General features: G+C 72.1%; 15 protein-coding genes. 6 read left to right on the forward strand and 9 right to left on the reverse strand.

From position 1 onward, the window contains the following. Window positions 1-22: 22 nt before the first annotated feature. The gene (gene dusB / locus SCNRRL3882_RS27720) at window positions 23-1,153 is read left to right on the forward strand and encodes a tRNA dihydrouridine synthase DusB (RefSeq protein ID WP_010042159.1); all 1,131 of its coding nucleotides are present in this window, start codon (window positions 23-25) and stop codon (window positions 1,151-1,153) included. On the opposite strand, the gene SCNRRL3882_RS27725 is transcribed toward dusB, so the two are convergent. The 3 genes from SCNRRL3882_RS27725 to SCNRRL3882_RS27735 form a co-directional block, all read right to left on the reverse strand. Next, complete coding sequence (locus SCNRRL3882_RS27725) at window positions 1,154-2,938, reverse strand: sulfatase-like hydrolase/transferase (RefSeq protein ID WP_010042161.1); 1,785 nt, start codon at window positions 2,936-2,938, stop codon at window positions 1,154-1,156. It abuts the gene before it with no gap. 153 nt (window positions 2,939-3,091) lie between these two features. Next, window positions 3,092-5,029, reverse strand: a complete 1,938-nt coding sequence (locus SCNRRL3882_RS27730; RefSeq protein WP_010042163.1) for a glycogen debranching N-terminal domain-containing protein — start codon at window positions 5,027-5,029, stop codon at window positions 3,092-3,094. Next, window positions 5,026-6,492, reverse strand: coding sequence for an MGH1-like glycoside hydrolase domain-containing protein (locus SCNRRL3882_RS27735; protein WP_050810263.1), 1,467 nt, complete (start codon window positions 6,490-6,492; stop codon window positions 5,026-5,028). The genes SCNRRL3882_RS27730 and SCNRRL3882_RS27735 overlap by 4 nt, the downstream gene beginning before the upstream one ends. Window positions 6,493-6,612: 120 nt before the next feature. Here SCNRRL3882_RS27735 and SCNRRL3882_RS27740 point away from each other — a divergent pair, with 120 nt between their 5' ends. Then, window positions 6,613-7,839: an ROK family transcriptional regulator gene (locus tag SCNRRL3882_RS27740; RefSeq protein ID WP_010042167.1), complete on the forward strand. Its 1,227-nt coding sequence runs from the start codon at window positions 6,613-6,615 to the stop codon at window positions 7,837-7,839. Window positions 7,840-8,244: 405 nt separating this feature from the next. Beyond that, window positions 8,245-10,992 (forward strand): pyruvate, phosphate dikinase, encoded by a 2,748-nt coding sequence (gene ppdK / locus SCNRRL3882_RS27745; protein WP_029181336.1) that lies wholly within the window; start codon window positions 8,245-8,247, stop codon window positions 10,990-10,992. 180 nt (window positions 10,993-11,172) lie between these two features. On the opposite strand, the gene SCNRRL3882_RS27750 is transcribed toward ppdK, so the two are convergent. Continuing rightward, entirely contained in the window at window positions 11,173-11,832 is a 660-nt protein-coding gene (locus SCNRRL3882_RS27750) for a TetR/AcrR family transcriptional regulator (RefSeq protein WP_010042171.1), read from the reverse strand. A 72-nt stretch (window positions 11,833-11,904) separates the two neighbouring features. On the opposite strand from SCNRRL3882_RS27750, the gene SCNRRL3882_RS27755 reads away from it, so the two are divergent. After that, the gene (locus tag SCNRRL3882_RS27755) at window positions 11,905-13,062 is read left to right on the forward strand and encodes a serine hydrolase domain-containing protein (RefSeq protein WP_050810264.1); all 1,158 of its coding nucleotides are present in this window, start codon (window positions 11,905-11,907) and stop codon (window positions 13,060-13,062) included. 66 nt (window positions 13,063-13,128) lie between these two features. Here the strand turns inward: SCNRRL3882_RS27755 and SCNRRL3882_RS27760 are convergent, their stop codons facing one another. The 5 genes from SCNRRL3882_RS27760 to SCNRRL3882_RS27780 form a co-directional block, all read right to left on the reverse strand. Next, the gene (locus tag SCNRRL3882_RS27760) at window positions 13,129-13,647 is read right to left on the reverse strand and encodes an NUDIX hydrolase (protein ID WP_010042177.1); all 519 of its coding nucleotides are present in this window, start codon (window positions 13,645-13,647) and stop codon (window positions 13,129-13,131) included. A 92-nt stretch (window positions 13,648-13,739) separates the two neighbouring features. Further along, window positions 13,740-14,240: an excalibur calcium-binding domain-containing protein gene (locus SCNRRL3882_RS27765; RefSeq protein WP_010042179.1), complete on the reverse strand. Its 501-nt coding sequence runs from the start codon at window positions 14,238-14,240 to the stop codon at window positions 13,740-13,742. 109 nt (window positions 14,241-14,349) lie between these two features. Next, window positions 14,350-15,507: an alkaline phosphatase PhoX gene (locus SCNRRL3882_RS27770; protein ID WP_010042180.1), complete on the reverse strand. Its 1,158-nt coding sequence runs from the start codon at window positions 15,505-15,507 to the stop codon at window positions 14,350-14,352. Between the two features lie 187 nt (window positions 15,508-15,694). Next, window positions 15,695-17,185 carry a sensor histidine kinase gene (locus tag SCNRRL3882_RS27775; protein WP_010042181.1) on the reverse strand — a complete coding sequence of 497 codons (1,491 nt, stop codon included), beginning with the start codon at window positions 17,183-17,185 and terminating at the stop codon, window positions 15,695-15,697. Then, entirely contained in the window at window positions 17,182-17,973 is a 792-nt protein-coding gene (locus SCNRRL3882_RS27780) for a response regulator transcription factor (RefSeq protein WP_029181337.1), read from the reverse strand. The genes SCNRRL3882_RS27775 and SCNRRL3882_RS27780 overlap by 4 nt, the downstream gene beginning before the upstream one ends. 217 nt (window positions 17,974-18,190) lie before the next feature. Between SCNRRL3882_RS27780 and SCNRRL3882_RS27785 the strand changes: the two genes are divergently transcribed. Both SCNRRL3882_RS27785 and SCNRRL3882_RS27790 read left to right on the forward strand, forming a co-directional pair. Next, a complete protein-coding gene (locus SCNRRL3882_RS27785) occupies window positions 18,191-18,796 on the forward strand; it encodes a carbonic anhydrase (RefSeq protein ID WP_020275163.1) in 606 nt (201 codons plus the stop codon). A gap of 836 nt (window positions 18,797-19,632) precedes the next feature. After that, window positions 19,633-21,366, forward strand: a complete 1,734-nt coding sequence (locus SCNRRL3882_RS27790) for a SulP family inorganic anion transporter (RefSeq protein ID WP_231911181.1) — start codon at window positions 19,633-19,635, stop codon at window positions 21,364-21,366. Window positions 21,367-21,427: the final 61 nt, after the last annotated feature.

Raw genomic sequence — 21,427 nt, forward strand, 5'->3', positions numbered from 1 at the left:
CATTGCACGGCACAATGGAGGCATGTCCACGCCCCTCCGGATCGGCCCGCACACCGTCCAGCCGCCCGTCGTCCTGGCTCCCATGGCCGGGATCACCAACGCGCCCTTCCGCACCCTGTGCAGAGAGTTCAGCGGCGGCAAGGGCCTGTTCGTCAGCGAGATGATCACCACCAGGGCGCTGGTCGAGCGCAACGAGAAGACGATGCAGCTCATTCACTTCGACGCGAGTGAGCGCCCCCGGTCCATCCAGCTGTACGGAGTGGACCCGGCGACCGTCGGCAAGGCCGTCCGCATGATCGCGGAGGAGGACCTCGCCGACCACATCGACCTGAACTTCGGCTGCCCGGTGCCCAAGGTGACCCGGAAGGGCGGCGGGTCCGCGCTCCCGTACAAGCGGCATCTGCTGCGTGCCATCCTGCGCGAGGCGGTCAGCGGCGCCGGCGAGCTGCCCGTGACGATGAAGATGCGCAAGGGCATCGACGACGACCACATCACCTACCTCGACGCGGGCCGGATCGCCGTCGAGGAGGGCGTCACCGCCATCGCCCTGCACGGCCGCACGGCCGCCCAGCACTACGGCGGCACCGCCGACTGGGACGCCATCGCCCGCCTGAAGGAGCACGTGCCGGAGATCCCCGTGCTCGGCAACGGCGACATCTGGTCGGCCGAGGACGCCCTGCGGATGGTCCGGGAGACCGGCTGCGACGGAGTGGTCGTGGGGCGCGGATGTCTCGGGCGGCCCTGGCTGTTCGCGGACCTGGTGGCCGCCTTCGAGGGCCGTGAGGACTACCGCAGGCCCACCCTCCGGGAAGTCGCCGACGTCATGGTCCGGCACGCCACGCTGCTCGGCGAGTGGATCGGGGACGAGTCGCGGGGCGTGATCGACTTCCGCAAGCACGTCGCCTGGTACCTGAAGGGCTTCGCGGTCGGCTCCGAGATGCGCAAGCGGCTCGCGATCACCTCGTCGCTCGAAGAGCTGCGGGCCGGTCTCGACGAGCTGGACCTCGACCAGCCCTGGCCCGTCGGCGCCGACGGGCCCCGGGGCCGTACGTCCGGCAACAACCGGGTGGTGCTGCCGGACGGCTGGCTCAAGGACCCGTACGACTGCGCGGGCATCAGCGAGGACGCGGAGCTGGACACCTCCGGCGGCTGATCAGCCGGCCGAGGGGTGCGGTGTGGAGCCGAACGCCCTGAGGAAGCGGTCGCGGAACGCGCTCATCTTCCAGACGGGGGCGTCGCGGTCCGGCTTGAGGCCTTCCGTCCAGTTCCAGTCCGCGACCTGGTCGAGGACCTTCGGGTCCTTCGCGACGATCGACACCGGCACGTCCCGGCTGGCGCGGTTGCCGCTGACCCGGGCGATGGGCTGGTGGTCACCGAGGAAGACCAGGACGGTGTCGTCGGTGCCGTAGCGCTCCAGCCACTGGGTGAGGCTGGTGACCGAGTACTGGATGGACTTGCCGTACTCCTGCCGGGACCTGGTGGTGTCGGTGATGACGTCGGCGGCCTTCTCGCCGGACTTCTGGATGGCGTCGAAGACCGAGCCGTCGCCCAGTTCGTCCCAGCCGACCGTCTTCGGGATGGGCGCCCAGGGCTGGTGGCTGGAGGTCAGGATGACGAACGACATCAGCGGCTTGTCGCGCTTCTCGCCGTGCACCTGGCGCTGGAACGCCTCCAGCGCGTACTGGTCGGGCATCGTCGACCAGCTGAACTTCGGGCCCCGGTAGCCCAGGTCGAAGGCGTCGTAGAGCTTGTCGAGGCCGTACCACTTCTCCTCCGGCCAGCCCTTCTGCACGCCCGGCATCACACCGACCGTGTCCCAGGCGCCGGTCTTCTGGAACGCCTTGGTGAGGGTGAGGTGGTCGCCCGCGGTGACCGTGCGGTAGCGGCGCTGGTTGTCGATCCACAGGCCGGACATGGTCGTGGAGTGGCCGAGCCAGCTGCTGCCGCCGTAGGTCGCCGAGGTCAGCCAGCCGCTGCGGGCGTGGAAGCCGGCCTTCGCCAGGGCCTCGGTGCTCGTGTCGAGGGTGCGGTCGACGCCGGGTGCCATGATCGGGTCCTCGACGGCGCTGCGGCCGTAGCTCTCGATGAACGTGAAGATCACGTCCTTGCCGCGCAGGTCGGGCAGGAGCTGACCGGGCGGGGTGTTGCCGAAGGTGTCCGCCTTCGACTGCCGCACGAACGCCGCCTCGTCCCGCAGCGACTCCACCGTCCGCTGCGCGTGCACCCGGAGGGCCCCGGCACCGCGCTCGGAGGCGATCGGGCCGCCGAACAGCGTCAGGCCGAGGGCGGAGCAGGTGACCCAGACGGTGCCGGCGAGCAGGGCGCCCTTGGTCGCCCGGATCCGGTGGCGGGCCAGTACGTCGCCGAGCCGGATCGTCGCCGCGACCATGACGGCCGCCACGAGCAGGACGAGCACGACCGCGCCGACGGCGGCGGCGGTCGCGACGCCGGCGCCCAGCGTGTCCTCGACGTACGCCCGGGCATCCGGGAGCAGGTCCCAGTCCAGCGCGGCGTTGAAGCCCCGGCCCAGGTACTCGTTGAACCCCATGTCGAGCAGGTTCACCGTGGTCAGCGCGGCCAGACCGAGCCCGTACAGCACCGCCGCCGCCAGCCGGGCCCGGCGCGGCAGCACCAGCATCACGACGGCTCCGACGACCGCCTCCGCCGGGATCCGCGCGAAGCGCTCCGGCTCGACGGCGGGCAGGGTGTTGGGCAGGAGCAGCGCCCCGAGGACCAGGACGGCGGCGAGGGCGGTGGTGGTCAGGCGGAGGGCACGGGCGGCCCGGGGGTGACGGGTGCGCCAGGTGCGGAGGGGGGTGAGGCGGGAGCCGGGGGCGGGAGTCCCCCCTTCCTCTGGGATGACCTCCTGCTGCGTCTCGGGTTCGTCCTCCGAGCTGCCCGGCTGCGACGGCTGGCGGAAGCGTGTGAAGACAGGCACCCGGAGGTCCTTCCCGTACGAAACCCGGTGGGGTGGCGGACCCGCGTGGGGGTACGGGTCCGCCGCAGTTCCGTACGGGGCGCCCGGCAGGCGCGTTCAGCCCACCGGGCCAGCGCTCGGCAAACACCGGGCAAACGCCCGGCCAACTGGCCCTCAGGCGCCGCCGACCGCCGTGAGCAGGGCCAACGGGGCCGACGCCGACCGGGATTCACGTACGCACGCGTGCGGGTACGGCACCGGCTCGGGGTGGGTGTCGCGGCCGTAGCCCGCGAGGACCTCCGGCAGCCGGTGGCCGGTCGCGCTCGCCGCGTCGACCAGGCCGCGGGCGATCGCGCGGGCCTCGTCGTGCAGCCCGTAGCGGGCCAGGCCCAGCGCGATCAGCGCGTTGTCGTGCGGCCAGACCGAGCCGCGGTGGTAGGAGAGCGGGTGGTAGGCGGGCTGGCCGGCGGCCAGGGTGCGCACGCCCCAGCCGGAGAAGAAGTCCGGCTCCAGCAGGCGTCGGCCGACCTGCTCGCCGTACTCCTTGTCCAGCAGGCCCGACCACAGCAGATGCCCGGCGTCGGAGGCGAGCGCGTCGACCTGTCCGCCCCGGCCGTCGAGCGCGAGTGCCGGGAAGGAGTGCTCCGGCATCCAGAAGTCCCGCTGGAAACGGTCGCGCAGGTCACCGGCCGCCTGCTCCAGCAGGTCCGCGTACGTCCCGTCCTGCCAGACCGTGCGCGCGAGCCACGCCGTGCGGCGCAGCGCGTCGTACGCGTAGCCCTGGGCGCCCGCGGCCGTCACCGGGCCGTTGGGGCGGGTGCCTTCGGCGGAGCAGATGGCGCCGGGGGAGTCCTTCCAGTTCTGGTTGGCGAGGCCGCCCCGGTCGGCGCGGTACACGAGGTAGCCGCGCGAGGTCAGGCCGCCGTGGTCGAGCATCCAGCCGACCGCCGCCCGGGCATGCGGCTCCAGACGGCGGGCCAGGCCGGTGTCGCCGGTCTGCTCGGTGTACGCGCCGAGCAGGACGAGGAACAGGGGCGTGGCGTCGACCGAGCCGTAGTAGCGGCCGTAGGGGACCTGGCCGAAGTGCGCCAGTTCGCCGTGCCGCACCTCGTGCACGATCTTCCCGGGCTGGGCGACCTCGCTGGCACCGGCGTCCGTGGCCTGGGTCGCGGCGAGCGCGGGCAGGGTGGCGGCGGCCAGCCGGGGCCGGTAGGGCAGGGCGAACAGCGAGGTCAGCAGCGCGTCCCGGCCCAGCAGGGTCAGGAACCAGGGGGCACCGGCGGCCGGGACGCGCAGTTCCTCCCCGTCCGGGCCCGTCGCCGGGACCTGGAGCGCGGCCAGGTCGGCGAGACCCCGGGTGCAGGCAGCGGACAGCTCCGGCCAGCCGGCCGGCAGGGCCACGCCCTCCATGAACCGGCCTTCCCGGGCGAGGAGTTGCTGCTGGAGGGCGGCGGGGGAGCGGGGCACGCGCAGGGCGCGCTTGTCGCCGTGCGGGCGGGCCATGACCCGCAGGACCAGCTCGGCCGTGCCGTGCGGTTCGAGGTCCAGGTTCCACACCAGGCGGCGGGCGCCGGTGCCGGTCTCCTCCACGGCGTCCGGCTGGGGCTCGGCCGTCACGGTCGTGACGGACCGCCACTCGCCGCGCCGGTAGCTGAACTCCACGCCGTGCCGGAGGACCTGGCGGGAGCGGACGGCACCGGCCTTCGTGTAGGTGCGCTGGTCGGCGCGCAGCTCGAACTGGTCGGTGAAGTCGGCGTCGGCGGTGACCGCGAGGCGGACCGTCGTCGGCACCGGGCGGTTGCTGGTGACTCGCAGCGACTCGACGAACGAGGCGTCCCCGACGGCCTGTTCGCGGAAGAGCGTGTACGCGGGCGGCTCGCTGCGGCCGCCGCGCGGGACGAGCACGCAGCGCGCGGTGTCCCCGTCGGCCACCGGCGTCAGCGTGTCCGGCACGGCTCCGTCGACGGTGAGCTGCCACCGGCTCAGATGCCGCGCGTCCCGTACGAACATTCCGTCCGGGGCGCTGCCGCCCCGGTAGCCGCTGATGTCGCCGCGGTCGCCGACGGCGGCGAACGTCCCGCCGTGCACGAGCAGATGATGCCGGTCCGTCATGCCCGGTCCTCTCCCTTGATCGCCGTGACGCCGTTCCTGTCCCGTGCGGGCCGGTCGTGCAGCAGGTCGAGCGTGAGCGCGGCGGTCCAGCCGAAGCCGGTGGCGCCGCAGGCCTGTGCGGTGTACGGGTCCACGTACTCCGCGAAGTCGGAGGCGCCCGCGGTGTGCAGGATCCCCCTGCGCAGGGCGTCGGCCCGGCCGCGCTCGCCGTGCAGCCGCAGCCCGCGCTCCAGCAGCCAGCTGGTGTTGAACCAGGCCGGGCCGCGCCAGTAGCGGTGCGGGTCGAAGGCCTCGCCGAGCAGGTCGTAGCTGGGCACCAGCCGGGTCGTGCCGCCGAGCCCGAAATGCGGGCCGCTCAGGGTGCGCACCAGGGTGGCCGCCAGGTCGCGCGGCAGGCTCGGCAGCAGCAGCGGTACGAGCCCGGAGACACCGCGCTCGGGGATCAGCTCCCCGGCGCACACGTCCCGGCACAGGAACATCCCCGCCGACGGCTCCCACAGCCGCTCCACCAGGGCGGCGGTGAGGCGCTCGGCGCGGTCCTGCCGGGCCGAGGCCGCAGCGCCCAGCTCGTGGGCGATCCGGGCCAGGGCGTACTCGGAGGCGATGAGCAGGGCGTTGAACGCCGGGTCCTCCACGGCGAAATCGCCCGCCCGTCTCCCACCACCGCCCTCAACCGAGGCCCTGCGGGCCGCACCCCCGATTCCACCGTCGGCGTATCCACGGTCCCGGTAGTCGGCCGCCAGTCGCACGTACCGCCCGTAGTCCAGGTCCGTCGGCCGGTCCTCGGGGGAGCCGTGGGCGAGGTCGGCGCGGCGGAAGGAGCGGGCCGGGGCCGGAGTGACCCGGGAGAGCGGACGGTCCCAGCAGGGGCTGTTGTCCATACCCTGTTCCCAGGGGTGCACGACGGACACCAGCCCGCCCCCGCCCAGGTCGCGCCGGTGCAGCAGGTACCGGTGCCAGGCCGCGAGCCGGGGATACACCCGGGTGAGGAAGCCGCGCGCCCGGGACAGACCGGGGTCGGCGAGGTGCACCAGCCACGCGGCCAGCGCGTGGACCGGTGGCTGCACGATCCCTGAGGTCTGTACGGTGCGCGGGGCGCCCGCGGCGCGCCCCGCGGTCGAGGAGCGCCAGAAGTCGGGGCTCGGGAAGTACGCGTCGAGCGGGACGGAGGGGTTGAAGACGATGTGCGGGATGCGCCCGTCGGCCCACTGGGCCGCCAGCAGCGTCTCCAGTTCCGTCTGCGCCCGTAACGGCGACAGGTGTCTCAGGCCGATCGCGATGAACGCCGAGTCCCATGACCACTGGTGCGGATACAGACCGCGCGAGGGCACCGTGGACGTGCCCGTCCAGCCGGCCTCCAGCACGGCGGCGGCCCTGACGTGCAGCGGTGACGCGGTACTGGACGGATCGTATGCAACGGTTCGTCCCGTGGGACGAGGGGCGCGTTGGGCGGTGCTGTCCACTCGGGGCTCTCCGGAAGACGTCCGGCCGGCCGGTTCGGCTGCGGCTACCGTGGGGTTACGTCTATTTAACACGCAAAACCCACTATGTAAGGCAAGGTTGAGAAACACAAGGGGGTGTGCATGACCGGACGGCCCGTCAGAACGGGACGAGGTACCGGCCAGGCGAGTGCCGGCGAACTGCTCGAACTGGTGCGCAGTCGTCGCGCCGTGACCCGGGGTGCGCTCCAGCAGGCGACCGGACTGTCCCGGGCCACCGTCGGGCAGCGGCTCGACCGGCTCTTCCGCGCGGGCTGGCTGCGCGAGGGCGCCGGGGGGCCGGTGGACTCCCCGCTGGGCGGGCGCCCCTCCATCACCCTGGAGTTCGACGACGAGCACGCGGTGGTCCTGGCCTCCGACCTCGACACCCGGCACGCGCGGGCGGCCGTGCTGTCGCTGAGCGGCGAGATCCTCGCCGAGCACTCCGGCACCCTCGTCGTCGAGGACGGGCCGGACGTCGTGCTGGGAGAACTCGGCCGCTGGTTCGGCGAGTTGCTGGAGAAGACCGGCCGCGGGGCCGAGTCGGTGTGCGGCGTAGGGCTCGCCGTGCCCGGCCCGGTCGACACCGAGACCGGCCGCGTCGTCCAGCCGCCGATCATGCCCGGCTGGGACGGCTACGACATAAGGAGCCGGCTGGCCCGGGCGCTCACCGAGCACACGGGCGCCGCCGCGGTGCCGGTGCTGGTGGACAACGACGCCAACCTCATGGCGTACGGCGAACAGCGCACCGGCTATCCCGACTGCTCCGCCTTCGTGCTGGTCAAGGTCTCCACCGGCATCGGTGCCGGGGTCGTGGTGGACGGCGCGGTCTTCCGGGGCATCGACGGGGGCGCCGGGGACATCGGGCACATCCGGGTGCCGGAGGGCGCCCAGACGCTGTGCCGGTGCGGCTCCTACGGCTGTCTGGCCGCCATCGCGAGCGGTGGCGCGGTGGCGCGGCGGCTGGCCGAGGCCGGGGTGCCGGCGGCGTCCGGCTCGGACGTGCGGGACCTGCTGGCGTCCGGGCATCCCGAGGCGGTCGGCCTCGCCCGGGAGGCCGGGCGCCGGGTGGGGGACGTACTCGCGACCGTGGTGACCCTGCTCAACCCCGGGGTGCTGATGATCGCCGGGGATCTGGCCGGAACCCCCTTCCTCACGGGCGTGCGCGAACTGCTCTACCAGCGGGCGCTGCCCCGCTCCACCGCCCACCTGGACGTCGTGACGGCGCGGCTCGGCGAGCGGTCCGGGCTGGTCGGGGCCGGGGCGATGGTCGTGGAGCACCTCTACGCCCCCGAGCGGGTCGAGGAGCGGCTGCGCGCGCTCGGGGTGTGACCGGGACATTTCAGCCCCGAGACGCGTCCGCATGGTGAAATCCGGTCGGCTGTGGCAACGTGATTCTCGCCACCCTTGATAAGGGTTGCGCTCAGATGAGCGGATCTTGAGCGGCTGCACTTCTCCAAAGGGTGGCACTGAGTGCCACCCTTTGATCGTTCATCGAGCGAAATCAAGCGTGCCGAACCCCGCTCGTTTGAGCGCTCAGCGGGCTCAATGGAGGTTCCTGCGTTCAAGAAGTGAAAACATACGGCTGTGATCGCTTGCCGAGCCTTGACTTTCGATCCGCTGGCGGACGAGTGGTTACAGGCGTATGACGCGCGAGTGGACGTACCCAGACGCCTTTGATCTGGGTATGTTCCTCGCCGTCAGGGCAGCCACCGCGTCCTCGAGGAGTCGAGACCCGTGTCGGAAAACAAAGATCCCCACGTAGCTGAGCACGGTAAGAGTGTTGAGGGCGTGAAGTTCGTTTACGACTTCACCGAGGGCAACAAGGACCTCAAGGACCTCCTCGGTGGCAAGGGCGCGAACCTCGCCGAGATGACGAACCTGGGCCTTCCCGTCCCGCCCGGCTTCACGATCACCACCGAGGCGTGCAAGGTCTACCTGGAAAGCGGCGAGGAGCCGGCGGCACTGCGTGACGAGGTGAGTGCGCACCTCGACGCGCTGGAGCAGCGCATGGGCAAGAAGCTCGGCCAGGCCGACGACCCGCTGCTGGTGTCGGTGCGCTCGGGCGCCAAGTTCTCCATGCCGGGCATGATGGACACCGTCCTCAACATCGGCCTGTCCGACAAGTCGGTGCAGGGCCTGGCCAAGCAGGCCGGCGACGACCGCTTCGCCTGGGACTCCTACCGCCGCCTCATCCAGATGTTCGGCAAGACCGTCCTCGGCGTCGACGGCGAGCTCTTCGAGGACGCGCTGGAGGCGGCCAAGGCGGCCAAGAAGGTCACGGTCGACACCGAGCTCGAGGCGGCCGACCTCAAGAAGCTGGTCACCAAGTTCAAGAAGATCGTCAAGACCGAGGCCGGCCGGGACTTCCCGCAGGACCCGCGCGAGCAGATGGACCTCGCCATCCACGCGGTCTTCGACTCCTGGAACACCGACCGCGCCAAGCTCTACCGCCGCCAGGAGCGCATCCCGCACGACCTCGGCACGGCCGTCAACGTCTGCTCGATGGTCTTCGGCAACCTCGGCCCCGACTCCGGCACGGGCGTGGCGTTCACCCGGGACCCCGCCTCCGGCCACCAGGGCGTCTACGGCGACTACCTCCAGAACGCGCAGGGCGAGGACGTGGTCGCGGGCATCCGCAACACCGTGCCGCTCGCGGAGCTGGAGCAGATCGACAAGAAGTCGTACGACCAGCTGATGCAGATCATGGAGACGCTGGAGAACCACTACAAGGATCTCTGCGACATCGAGTTCACGATCGAGCGCGGTGTGCTGTGGATGCTCCAGACCCGGGTCGGCAAGCGCACGGCGGGCGCGGCCTTCCGGATCGCGACCCAGCTGGTGGACCAGGGCCTGATCGACGAGGCCGAGGCGCTCACCCGCGTCAACGGCGCCCAGCTCGCGCAGCTGATGTTCCCGCGCTTCGACGAGAGCGCCAAGGTCGAGACGGTCGGCCGGGGCATCGCGGCCTCGCCGGGCGCGGCGGTCGGCAAGGCGGTGTTCGACTCCTACACGGCGGTCAAGTGGTCGCGGTCGGGCGAGAAGGTCATCCTGATCCGCCGTGAGACCAACCCCGACGACCTGGACGGCATGATCGCCGCCGAGGGCATCCTGACCTCGCGCGGCGGCAAGACCTCCCACGCCGCCGTCGTCGCGCGCGGCATGGGCAAGACCTGTGTCTGCGGCGCCGAGGAGCTGGAGGTCGACACCAAGCGCCGCCGGATGACCGTGCCGGGCGGGCACGTCGTCGAGGAGGGCGACGTCGTCTCCATCGACGGCTCGACGGGCAAGGTGTACCTCGGTGAGGTACCGGTCGTGCCGTCCCCGGTCGTGGAGTACTTCGAGGGCCGGATGCACGCCGGTGCCGAGGACGCCGACGAGCTGGTCGAGGCGGTCCACCGCATCATGGCGTTCGCCGACCGCAAGCGCCGCCTGCGGGTGCGGGCCAACGCCGACAACGCCGAGGACGCGCTGCGCGCCCGCCGCTTCGGCGCCCAGGGCATCGGCCTGTGCCGCACCGAGCACATGTTCCTCGGCGACCGGCGCGAGCTGGTGGAGCGGCTGATCCTGGCCGACACCCAGGCCGAGCGCGAGGAGTCCCTGAAGGAACTGCTGCCGCTCCAGAAGCAGGACTTCGTGCAGCTCTTCGAGTCGATGGACGGCCTCCCGGTCACCGTCCGCCTCCTGGACCCGCCGCTGCACGAGTTCCTGCCCGACATCACCGAACTGTCGGTGCGGGTCGCGCTCGCCGAGTCCCGCCAGGAGCCGCACGAGAACGAACTGCGCCTCCTCCAGGCCGTGCACCGGCTGCACGAGCAGAACCCGATGCTGGGTCTGCGCGGCGTGCGCCTGGGCCTCGTCATCCCCGGCCTGTTCACCATGCAGGTCCGGGCGATCGCCGAGGCCGCCGCCGAGCGCAAGGCCGCCAAGGGCGATCCGCGCGCCGAGATCATGATCCCGCTCGTCGGCACGGTGCAGGAGCTGGAGATCGTGCGCGAGGAGGCCGACAAGGTCATCGCCGAGGTGGAGGCGGCCTCGGGCACGCAGCTCAAGCTGTCCATCGGCACGATGATCGAGCTGCCGCGCGCCGCCCTGACCGCCGGCCAGATCGCCGAGGCCGCCCAGTTCTTCTCCTTCGGCACGAACGACCTCACCCAGACGGTGTGGGGCTTCTCCCGTGACGACGTGGAGGCCAGCTTCTTCACCGCGTACCTGGAGAAGGGCATCTTCGGCGTCTCGCCGTTCGAGACGATCGACAAGGACGGCGTCGGCTCCCTGGTGAAGCTCGCCGCCAAGGCCGGCCGTGAGACCCGCCCCGACCTCAAGCTCGGCGTCTGCGGCGAGCACGGCGGCGACCCGGAGTCGGTCCACTTCTTCCACGAGGTGGGACTCGACTACGTCTCCTGCTCCCCGTTCCGCATCCCGGTGGCCCGGCTGGAGGCGGGCCGGGCGGCGGTCCAGTCGCAGGGCAGCGACCACCGGTAGACCGTGGCCCGTGCGGGGCCACCTCGCTGTGGCCCCTGCGGGCAGCTCAGGACCCGGAGCCGTCGACGGTCCCCGACCCTCACCGATCGCGGCGGCTCCGGAGCACGGAGGAGAGCGGGGGCGCATCTTGTGCGGAGATGCGCCCCCGCTCTCGTGTGCCGAAACCCCTGAGGCGGTCGGCTAGCTCGGGCGGGTCGCGGCCTCGATGTGGGCCAGTTGGGCGGCGAGGATCTCTTCGAACGCGGCGCGGCGATCCATCCCGAGGGGACGGACGTCGCGGGCGAAGTGGGCCAGGGCCGGGAAGCGTTCGGGGTCGGCGCCGAGTACCGCGACGCGAAACAGCTCCATGCCCTGTTCGGCCTCTCCGGGGGTGACGGTGCTGACCCCGGCCTCGGAGGCGATCAACGCGGCGATGAGGACCGCGAGCCGGTGGTAGCGGGCCGGGATCTCCTCGTCGGGCAGTCCCGCCGAGCGCAGAGCCTGCAGCACCTCTTCCATGACCATCCGGGAACCGGTGCCGGACGAGGCGTAGCGTCCCCAGACCGCGGCGAGCTGCGGTTGCCGTCCGAAGGCCTCCCTCACGCGCAGGGCCAGGGCCGTGATGCGCTGTTTCCAGTCGCCCTCGGGGCGGTAGCCGTCCATCGCGGCCAGGAGGATCCGGTCGGCGACCGCGCGCAGCAGTTCGGTCTTGCTGCGGAAGTGCCGGTAGAGGCTGGAGGAATCCGTCCCGAGGGCCGCGGCGAGCTTGCGCACGCTGAACGAATCCGCGTCGCTCGTGCGCAGCAGTTCCGCCGCCGCATCCAGGATCTCCTCGGTCGACCAACGCCTTCGGCCTGCCATCTCTGCTCCTCTCGCCGGACCCCAGACTACTTGTGCACTTGGTGTTGCACGCACCGCGTGCATAATGGGGACATGGGTGTACCGGGCGGGCAACACGAAAGGACGCATGACGTGAAGAGCCCACTGGATTGCGCGGCCCTGAACGCCGCCATGGAAGACGTCCACCGCGCCGGGATGCCGGGCCTGTTCGCCGAGGTGCGAGACGGCGACCAGGTCTGGCGCGGCGCCGCCGGGGTCGCCGATGTCGCCACCGGCCGTCCCGTCACCGCCGACATGCGGCACCGCGTCGGCAGCATCACCAAGACCTTCACCGCCGCCGCGGTTCTGCAGCAGGTCGAGAGCGGTCGGATCGGTCTCGACACACCGATCGGCCGGTACCTGCCGAAGCTGGTGCCCGGAGAACGCGGTGACGCGATCACGGTCCGGATGCTGATCAACCACACCAGCGGCCTCGCCGAGTACCTCCCGTACGCCTACCCCTCCCTCAGGGCGTTCCCCGCCCTCGCGGACACCGGGCCCCAGAGCCTGGACGACCACCGGTTCACGCGGTTCGACCCCACTGAACTGATCGAGATGGGGGTCGCCGCACCTGCCGTCGGCGCCCCGGGTGGTGCTCCGGGGGTCTACTCCAACACCAACTACCTGCTCCTCGGCGCACTCCTGGAACAGGTGACGGGCACTACGGCCGAGCGGTACATCACCCGGAACGTCATCGAGCGCGCCGGGCTCCGGGACACCGGATTCCCCGCCGGACCGTACGTCGACGGGCCGCACTCGCAGCTCTACGAGTCGTGGTTCGGCATGATCGACCCGCCGCGCGACTACAGCGTGTACGACATGTCATGGGTGGGGCCGTCGGCCTCGCTGATATCGACCGTCAAGGACCTCAACCGCTTCTTCGGCCTGTTGCTGGCCGGTGAGATCGTCAGCCCGTCGTCGTTGGCGCAGATGCGACGCACCGTCCCGGTCGTCTCCCAGGAGGGAAAGACGATCCGCTACGGCCTCGGCCTGCACCCGATGGAAGGTCCCGGTCCGGGCACCTTCTGGGGCCATGGCGGCACGGTCTGGGGCGGCGGAGCGCTGGCCATGACCCGTGCCGACGGCAGGCGGCAGTTGTCCGTCGCGGTGAACCTGCAGAGGTGGAACAGGCTCGACTCCTCCGGCAAGCCGCAGCCCCACCCCATCGACGACGCGCTGGCGACTCTCTTCCGCGTGGCGATGTACGGCTGACCGGGACACCTGCTGGGACCGGCCCCCGGGCCGGCCCACGCCTGGCTCGCCGAAGCCCGGCCGCTGTCACCGGGGCAGTCCTTCCCGCAGGCAGACGACGGTTCCCGTCAGGGCGGCCGTGTGCAGCGCCGTGAGGGCCGGCAGGGGAGTCGACAGCGAGAGGGATTCCAGGTCGGCGAGGGCGAACAGGCCGTCTCGGTCGTGCTCGCCGCTGCGCCTGACGGTCTGCCCGGGGGCGACACGGCCGCCGTGGAAGTAGAAGTCGATCACCGGGCCCGTGCCCTTCACATCGGCCCGGTGGTCGTAGCCGATGAACCGGGGCGCCCGGTCCAGGACGATGCCGGTCTCCTCGTGCAGCTCCCGGCACGCGGCACCGAAGGGGTCCTCGCCGTGGTCGAGCATCCCGCCCGGCAGCCCCCAGAGCCCGGCACCGGGCTCGCCCTCGGCGTAGCGCAGCAGCAGGATCCGGTCCTCCGCGTCGAGGAGCAGCACGCACGACGCGACGATGGTCTGCGGCAGCGTCTTGACCCACTCGTCACGCGGCAGCACGCGCTGTACGTCGGTGGCGGGCACGGTCGTGTCCACGGTGGTGTTCCTTCCGTCGTCCGGGCAGCCCGGGACGAGCTGCCCAAACGGTGGAACGGCCGGACGCGCCGATGGTCACCGGCGTACTCGTGTCACGTGTCGCAGGCGATCCCGTCGTTGTCGCGGTCCAGGTGTGAGGCGTAGCCGGGTTCACCACGGTGGATGGGGGCGGCTCCGGCCGCACGGACGGCGGAGCAGTTCGCGTAGTAGACGTCCTCCGAGCCGCCCGATCCGCTCGATCCGTCGTCGTCGGAGCCGCCGCCCGCGGCCGGCTGTGCGGTGACGGTGGTGGTGGCTCTGACGGTCCTGGTGGCGGTGACCGTGGGGGCGGGTTCCGGCTTCTTCGCGAGTGGTGTCGCGGTGGCGGTGGTCGTCGCGGTGACCGTGACGGTCGGCTGCGGTCTGGCGGCCGCGGGTTTCGCGTCGGCCGTCTTGTCGCCGGAGGCGCCGATACCGACGCCGATGAACCAGGCCAGGCCGAGGGCGGGCAGCAGGTAGCGCTTCCGCGCCCAGCGGGGCGCCGGCCGGACGGGCTGCGGCGCCGGCGGCACGGGATACGGGTCGGCGTGCGGGCCCGTGTACGGATTGCTCATGGTCATCCCCCCAGTAGTGGTACGTGAGGGGATGACCGTAGGTCCGAGCGGCCCCGGATGAGGGAGAGGTGACCATCTTGTGATGATCAGGTGAAGGCGGGTGGTGCCGTTACGAGCGGAACGGGCCCGTCACCTCGTAGGTGATGCCGCCCGAGGAACTGCCGCTGGTGCCGCGCTGGCTGGAGAAGTACAGGCGCGTGCCGTCCGGGGAGAAGGCCGGACCCGTGATCTCCGAGCCGGACTGGCCGTCGACGCGGAGGAACGGGGCGACCACGTCGGTGGGGGTGATGACGCAGATCTCCATGTTGCCGCCGTCCTCGGCGACGAAGAGGTCTCCGGAGGCGGAGCCGGTGACGTTGTCGACACCCGTGAGGGGCGCCGTGCCGCTCGTCACCAGGGAGTCGTCGTAGGCGAGGTCGATGGTCTGGGCGGCGGCGTCGTACTGCCAGACGCGGTTGTCGCCCTTTGTGGTGAACCAGCAGGTGTCGTCCGCGTAGTAGCAGCCCTCGCCGCCGTTGAAGTGCTTGGCGCCGGAGACCTGGCTGCGCGTGGCGGTCGCGCCGGAGGGGTCGGGGACCCGGGCCCAGGTGACCGGGCCGCTGGTGCCGCTGCCCGCCACCAGGACCTCCAGCGTGCCGGAGGAGAGGTCGCCCCAGGTCGTCGGGCGGAAGCGGTAGAAGCAGCCGTCGGTGACGTCCTCGGTCAGGTAGATGACCTGGCGGACCGGGTCGGCCGCCGCCGCCTCGTGCTTGAAGCGGCCCATGGCGTCGCGGCGCACCGCCGCCTTCGTGCCCCAGGGGTCCGTCTCGTAGACGTAGCCCCGGTCCACCTCCTCGCAGGACAGCCAGGTGCCCCACGGCGTCTTGCCGCCGGCGCAGTTCTGGCGGGTGTTGGACAGGATGCGGTACGCGCCGGTGATCGCCCCGGTCGAGGAGAACCTCACCGCGCTCGCGCCGCCCGACGGGTTGATCTCGGAGTTGGAGACATAGATCCAGCCCGTGCCGTCGGCGTAACAGGCGCCGCCGTCCGGGGCGTTGTGCCAGGTGTACGACGTGCTCCCGACCCGCTGGCCCGAGCGGGCGATCACCCGGCTGGTGAAGCCGCTGGGGAGTCTGATGCCGTTGGCGTCCGGGGAGCCCAGCGGCCCGTAGGGGCCGGTGCCGGGCTGGGCGGGGGCCGCGTAGGCGGCCCCGCGCCACAGAGTTCCGCCGAGGGCGGCCGAGGTGCCGCCGAGGACGGCCGCACGCAGGAGGCTACGACGTTCCACTCTCACTCCAAGAGGTGCCGTACCGCCCCGCCGCCGGTCGACGGCAGGGTTGTGCGTGGGGGGAGGCGGGAGGAACGCTAAGCGGGCCGGGTTGACGGGGCATGGCCAACTCGTGGCCGTGGAACGGCATGCTGTGTGCCGCCTGTGGGGCCAGGAGCCGGCGGGCCTCGCCTCGTCCTTCGCGGGCTCACGCGGGCAGCGCCGGGGCCTGCTGTCTCCGGGCGCCCCTCGGGCGGTCCGTGCCCGGTCCGTGGCCCTCGGCCGGTGGTCGTACGGACGGCAGACGGATCACCACGTCCAGGCCGCCCGTCGCCGCCGCGTGCAGGGTCGCCTCGCCGCCGCTGGCGTGGGCGAGGCGCTGCACCAGGGCGAGCCCGAGTCCCGAGCCGCCCTTGGGAGCGCCCGGGGCGCGCCAGAAACGGTCGAAGGCGCGGGCCCGCTGATCCTCCGTCATGCCCGGGCCCTCGTCGGTGACGTGCAGGTCGACCCAGCGGGGGCGGCCGTCGCGCAGGGCCCGCCGGGGCGGGGCCGGCACCCGCAGCTCGATCGTGACGGTGCTGCCGGGCGGGGACGCCCGCAGGGCGTTGGACAGGAGGTTGTCCATGATCTGCTCGACGGCCCCCGGCACCGCCAGCACCGGGCCGACGCCGCCCGCGAAGAGCACGAGGGAGACGTCCTCCCGTGTGAAGAGGGGCTGCCAGGTGCGGTGCCGTTCCGCGCACACCGCGCCCAGATCGACGGTGGCGGGGATCGCCGCGTGCTCCTCCAGCCGGGCCATCGCCAGCAGGTGCTCCACCATCCGGGCGAGCCGGTCCGTTTCCGTCACGGCCGCCGTGAGGCTGCCCCGGGCCCGGGCGGCGACGTCCGGCTCCAGGTTCTCCAGGCGCAGCCGCAGCGCCGCGAGCGGGGTCTTCAGCTGGTGCGAGGCCTCGCCGGCGAACGCCCGCTGGGAGGCGAGCAGATGGGCGAGGCGGGCCGCGGTGCGGTTGAACGCCGCGGCCAGACTGCGTACTTCCGGCGGGCCCTTCGTGATCGTCACCGGGGTGAACCGGCCGCCGCCCTCCGCCAAGTCGTGCGTCGCCTGCTCCAGTTCGCGGATGGGGCGACCGGCCCAGCGGGCGAAGGCGAAGCCGACCACGGCCACCGCCGTCAGCACGGCCAGCCCGCCCAGGACGAGCAACAGCCACACGTGGTGGACCCGCTCGTGCACCGTCCGCGTGGGCACCGTCAGCCACACGGCACCCACCGGCCGCGCTTCCTGACCGACCGGCGCGGCCACCGACAGGTACTCGACCCCGCCGATCGTGGAGGTACGCACATCCACCGTCGAGGTGCCTCGCAGCGCGGCCGCGATGCCCGGACGGTCGGCCAGGGCGCCGGACACCGAGGTGTCGATCGGATGCGAGGTGGCGAGCGTGGCGCCCGAGGCGGCGACGATCACCACCTTCCCGCCGATGCGCTTCGCGCAGTGCGCCACCCGTGCGGGCAGGTCCCCCTCGGCCCGGCCCGCCGCGAGGGACAGCGCGGCGTACGCGGAGACCGACTCGGCCTCGTCCTTCGCCGCGTTGACCACCTGCTCCCGCTCACCGCGCGAGTAGACGAAGCCCAGCGGGATCTCCAGGCAGAGCAGCACCAGCGCGGCGAGGGTGAGATAGCTGAACAGCAGCCGGCGGGTCATGGAGATGCCACCTGCGGGGCGTTCGGCCCGGTGTGCACCGCCAGCCGGAAGCCGACACCCCGCAGTGTCCTGATCCACGCCGGGTGCCCCAGCTTGCGGCGCAGCGCGGCCACATGGACGTCCAGCGTCTTGGTCGGGCCGTCGTAGTGCGGATCCCAGACGCGGTCGAGGATCTGCTGTCGCGAGTAGACCGCGCCCGGGTCCTCGCTGAGGAGCGCCAGCAGGTCGAACTCCTTGGGGGTGAGCAGCACGGGGGAGTCGCCGACCCAGACCTGGCGGGTACGGCGGTCCACCACGAGGGGGCCCGGGTCGTGCGGGGGGCCGGGGGCCGGTACGTGGGGCAGCGGCTCGGCGGTGCCCGGCGTGCTCGACTCGCCGGTTGCGCCTGCTGTGCCCGGGGTGCCCGAGGGCTCGGGGAACGTCTGCCGGGTGCGTTGCGTGCGGCGGGTCACCGCCCGGACCCGGGCCACCAGCTCCCGTACGCTGAATGGTTTCGCCAGGTAGTCGTCGGCGCCCAGCTCCAGGCCCAGCACGCGGTCGGCCTCCTCGCCACGGGCGCTGAGGATGACGATGGGCACGTCCGAGACCTGCCTGATGCCGCGGCAGACGTCGATGCCGTCCATGTCCGGCAGTCCCAGGTCGAGCAGGACGACGTCGTTGTACGGGCCTCTCAGCCCGTCCGTGCCCGTGGCGACATGATCGACCGTCAGCCCGAAGTGTCCCAGCCCTTCGGTGAGCGGCTCGGCGATCGTCTCGTCGTCCTCGATGAGCAGCACTCGTAGGCCCATACGTCCTGTCTCTCCGTGAAGCCGACATAAATCCGGGCAGCGTGAATTCGCAATTTCCGCCCTGGAGTTCACACGCTACAAGATGACCGTTCGTCTGGGTATCCGGACAAAGAATGTTCAATTCCTGGCCGGGCGCTGGAGCTCGCTTAACCTTCCTCTGTACGTCGTCCGTCTACGGTGGGGTGCACAGAACGAAACGGCAGTTCAGGAGGCGAAGTTGAAGGCATTGCTGGATCGTGCCCGCACGTTCAGGACGCGTGTCGATTTCGACAGCGGCGAATACCGGAAACTGGCCGAAGGGCAATATCCGGAGGCGTTGTTCATCACCTGCTCGGACTCCCGTGTCATACCCGCACTCATCACGGGTGCGCGGCCCGGGGAGATATTCGAGCTGCGCAACGCGGGCAATATCGTGCCGCCCTACGGACGGCCCGGGGCCTCGGGCGAGGCGGCCACCATCGAGTACGCACTGGAAGTGCTCGGGGTTCAGGACATCGTGGTGTGCGGTCACTCACACTGCGGCGCGATGGGCGCGCTGAAGTCCGGCGACGACCTGTCCGCGCTGCCCGGCGTGGACGCCTGGCTCCACATCGCCCGCCCGGAACTCACCCCCGTACTGGAGTCCGCGCCGGACGACCCGTCGCTGCCGGAGGTCTCCCAGGGCAACGTCGTCAACCAGCTGGCCGCGCTGCGGAGTTACCCGGTGGTGCGACAGCGGCTCGACGCGGGCCGGCTGCGGCTGCACGGCTGGTACTACGAGGTCGACACGGGGTTCGTCTACGAACTCGGCGACGACGGCGCCTTCCGGGTGCATGCCGCGTGAGCGGGGCGCATGCGCGGGGGCGGGTAAGGAGCGGTGCCGCGCCGGGGGGCCGGCAGGCCGGCCCTGCGGGAGACGCGGGGGGTTGGGGTGCTGCTTCCGAGGGGGGTGCCGCGCGCTGGGGATCGGCTGATGCCGGGAGCGGTGCTTCGGACTGGAGGTCGGGCGGCTCCGCGGAGGGCTCCGGGGATGGAGGAGCGGGCGGTTTCGCAGAGGGCTCGGGGGGCTGGGGGCCGGGTGATCGCGGCGGGGACGCGGCGGACTGGGCAGCGGCAGGTTCCGACGGGGGTGTCTCGGACTGGGGGCCCGGCAGGCCGGGAGGTGGTTCGGCGGGAAGTGCCGCAGGCTGGGGATCGGACGGACCGGCGAGCGGTTTGACGGGGGGTCGGTCGGGTGGTGCGGGCGGTGGCCTGGTCGGGGACTCGGCGGGGAGCCCTGGGGGTTGGCGGTCGGGGGGTCCGGGTGGTGACCCGGGGTGGGATTCGGCGGGGGATGCTGCGGGTCGGCGGTCGGGTGGTCCGGCGGCTGGTCCCGCGGGGGGTCCAGGTGGTGGCCCAGGGTGGGATTCGGCGGGGGGCGGTGCGGGTTGGCGGTCGGGGGGTCCGGGTGGTGAGCCGGGGTGGGATTCGGTGGGAGGCGGTGCGGGTTGGCGGTCGGGTGGTCCGGGTGGTGAGCCGGGGTGGGATTCGGTGGGAGGCGGTGCGGGTTGGCGGTCGGGGGGTCCGTCCGGTGGCGCGGGTGGCGACCGGGCGGGAGGCGGTGCGCGTCGGGGGTCGGGCGGTTCCTCCCGTGACCCGGGGGGCGGCTCTGGCGGTGTGCTGGGTGGGCTGATCAGCCGTGTGAAGGGCGCCGGCGGCAAGGCCGGGGCCAAGGGTGATCTCGTCACCGACATCACCGCCTCGCTCGTCGTCTTCCTCGTCGCTCTGCCGCTGTGCATCGGCGTCGCCGTCGCCTCCGGCGTGCCCGCCGAGCTCGGGATCATCTCCGGGGTGATCGGCGGTCTGGTCGTCGGCGCGGCACGCGGCAGTACCCTCCAGGTCAGCGGGCCGGCAGCCGGCCTCGCCGCGCTGGTCGCGGAGACCGTCGCCGAGGTCGGCGTGGCCATGCTCGGCGTGATCGTGCTGTTCGCCGGCCTCCTCCAGATCATCCTGGGACTGGTGCGGCTCGGCCGGATGTTCCAGGCCATCTCGGTCGCCGTCGTCCAGGGCATGCTGGCCGGCATCGGCGTGCCGCTGATGTTCAGCCAGGCCTACCCGATGGCCGACGCCAAGGCCCCGGGCACCGCGATCGAGAACATGGCCGGCATCCCCGGACTGCTGGCCGGCATCCTGACCGACCGACAGGCGATGATCGCCACCCTGCTCGGTGTCGTCACGATCGTGCTCAGCTTCGTGTGGAAGAAGGTGCCGGGCCCGGCCGGGAGGATCCCCGCCGCGCTGGTCGCCGTGGGCATCGGCATCGTGGTCGCCGCGCTGCCCGGCGTGGACGTCAAGACGCTCCAAGTCGGCAATCTGCTCGCGTCCGTGTCGCTGCCCGGGCCGGAGCAGTTCGCCGGGCTCGCGGACGGGGCGATCATCACCGCCATCCTCACCTTCACGGTCATCGCGTCCGCCGAGAGCCTGTTCACGGCCGCCGCGGTGGACCGTATGCACAGCGGCCCGCGCACCCGCTACAACACCGAGCTGATCGCCCAGGGCGCCGGGAACACCGTCGCAGGCATCCTCGGCGCGCTCCCCATCACCGCGGTCGTGGCCCGCAGTTCGGCCAACGTCCAGGCCGGGGCCAAGACCCGGCTCTCCCGCACCCTGCACGGCCTGTGGCTGCTCGCGTTCGCGCTGCTGCTGCCGCAGGTGCTCGCGCTGATCCCGATCTCGGTGCTCGCCGGTGTCCTCGTGCACAGCGGCTGGAAGCTGTTCGGGCCCGCCGAGTTCCCGAAGATGTGGCGCCAGGACAAGGGCGAGTTCGCGGTGATGACGCTGACCACACTGGTCATCGTGGTGACCGCGCTGCTGGAGGGCGTGCTGATCGGCCTCGCCGCGGGCATCGTGCTGGCGGCGCTGCGCATGTCGCAGACCGCGATCCGCCAGCACGTCGAGGACGACACGGCGAAGGTCGTCATGGCCGGCAACGCGACGTTCCTGCGGCTGCCGAAGGTGATCGAGGCGCTTGAGGCCGCCGCCGCGTCCGGGAAGCCGAGGATCCGGCTCGACCTGACCGGCGTGACCCACCTGGACCACGCCTGCCGCAACCAGGTCGAGGAGTTCACCGCCCAGCAGCGGGGACTGGGGCTGCGAGTGGAGCTGCTGATGCCGGGCGAGGCGAAGCCGACCGGTGACCGGGCCGCGGCGCCCGCGGGAGACGCCCAGGCACCGCTGCCCAAACGGCCTGTCACGGCCATGGCCGAGGAACCGTGGGGCGAACCGGTGAGGGAACCGTCCCCACCGTCCGCACCACCGTCCGCACCACCGTCCGCACCGGCCCCGCCCTCCCCCTGGCCCACCGCCGACGCCGAGTGGTTCTACCTCGACACCCGGCCCCTCCCGGACGACCAGCGGTCGAGCCCCGTGGGCTGACCCCGGCCCGGGGCCGGTGCCCCGGGTCCGTCTCGCCCCAACTCCTCCTCGTAGGCTGGAT

The sequence above is a fragment of the Streptomyces chartreusis NRRL 3882 genome (genome assembly GCF_900236475.1).
In the GTDB taxonomy this organism is placed as follows: domain Bacteria; phylum Actinomycetota; class Actinomycetes; order Streptomycetales; family Streptomycetaceae; genus Streptomyces; species Streptomyces chartreusis_D.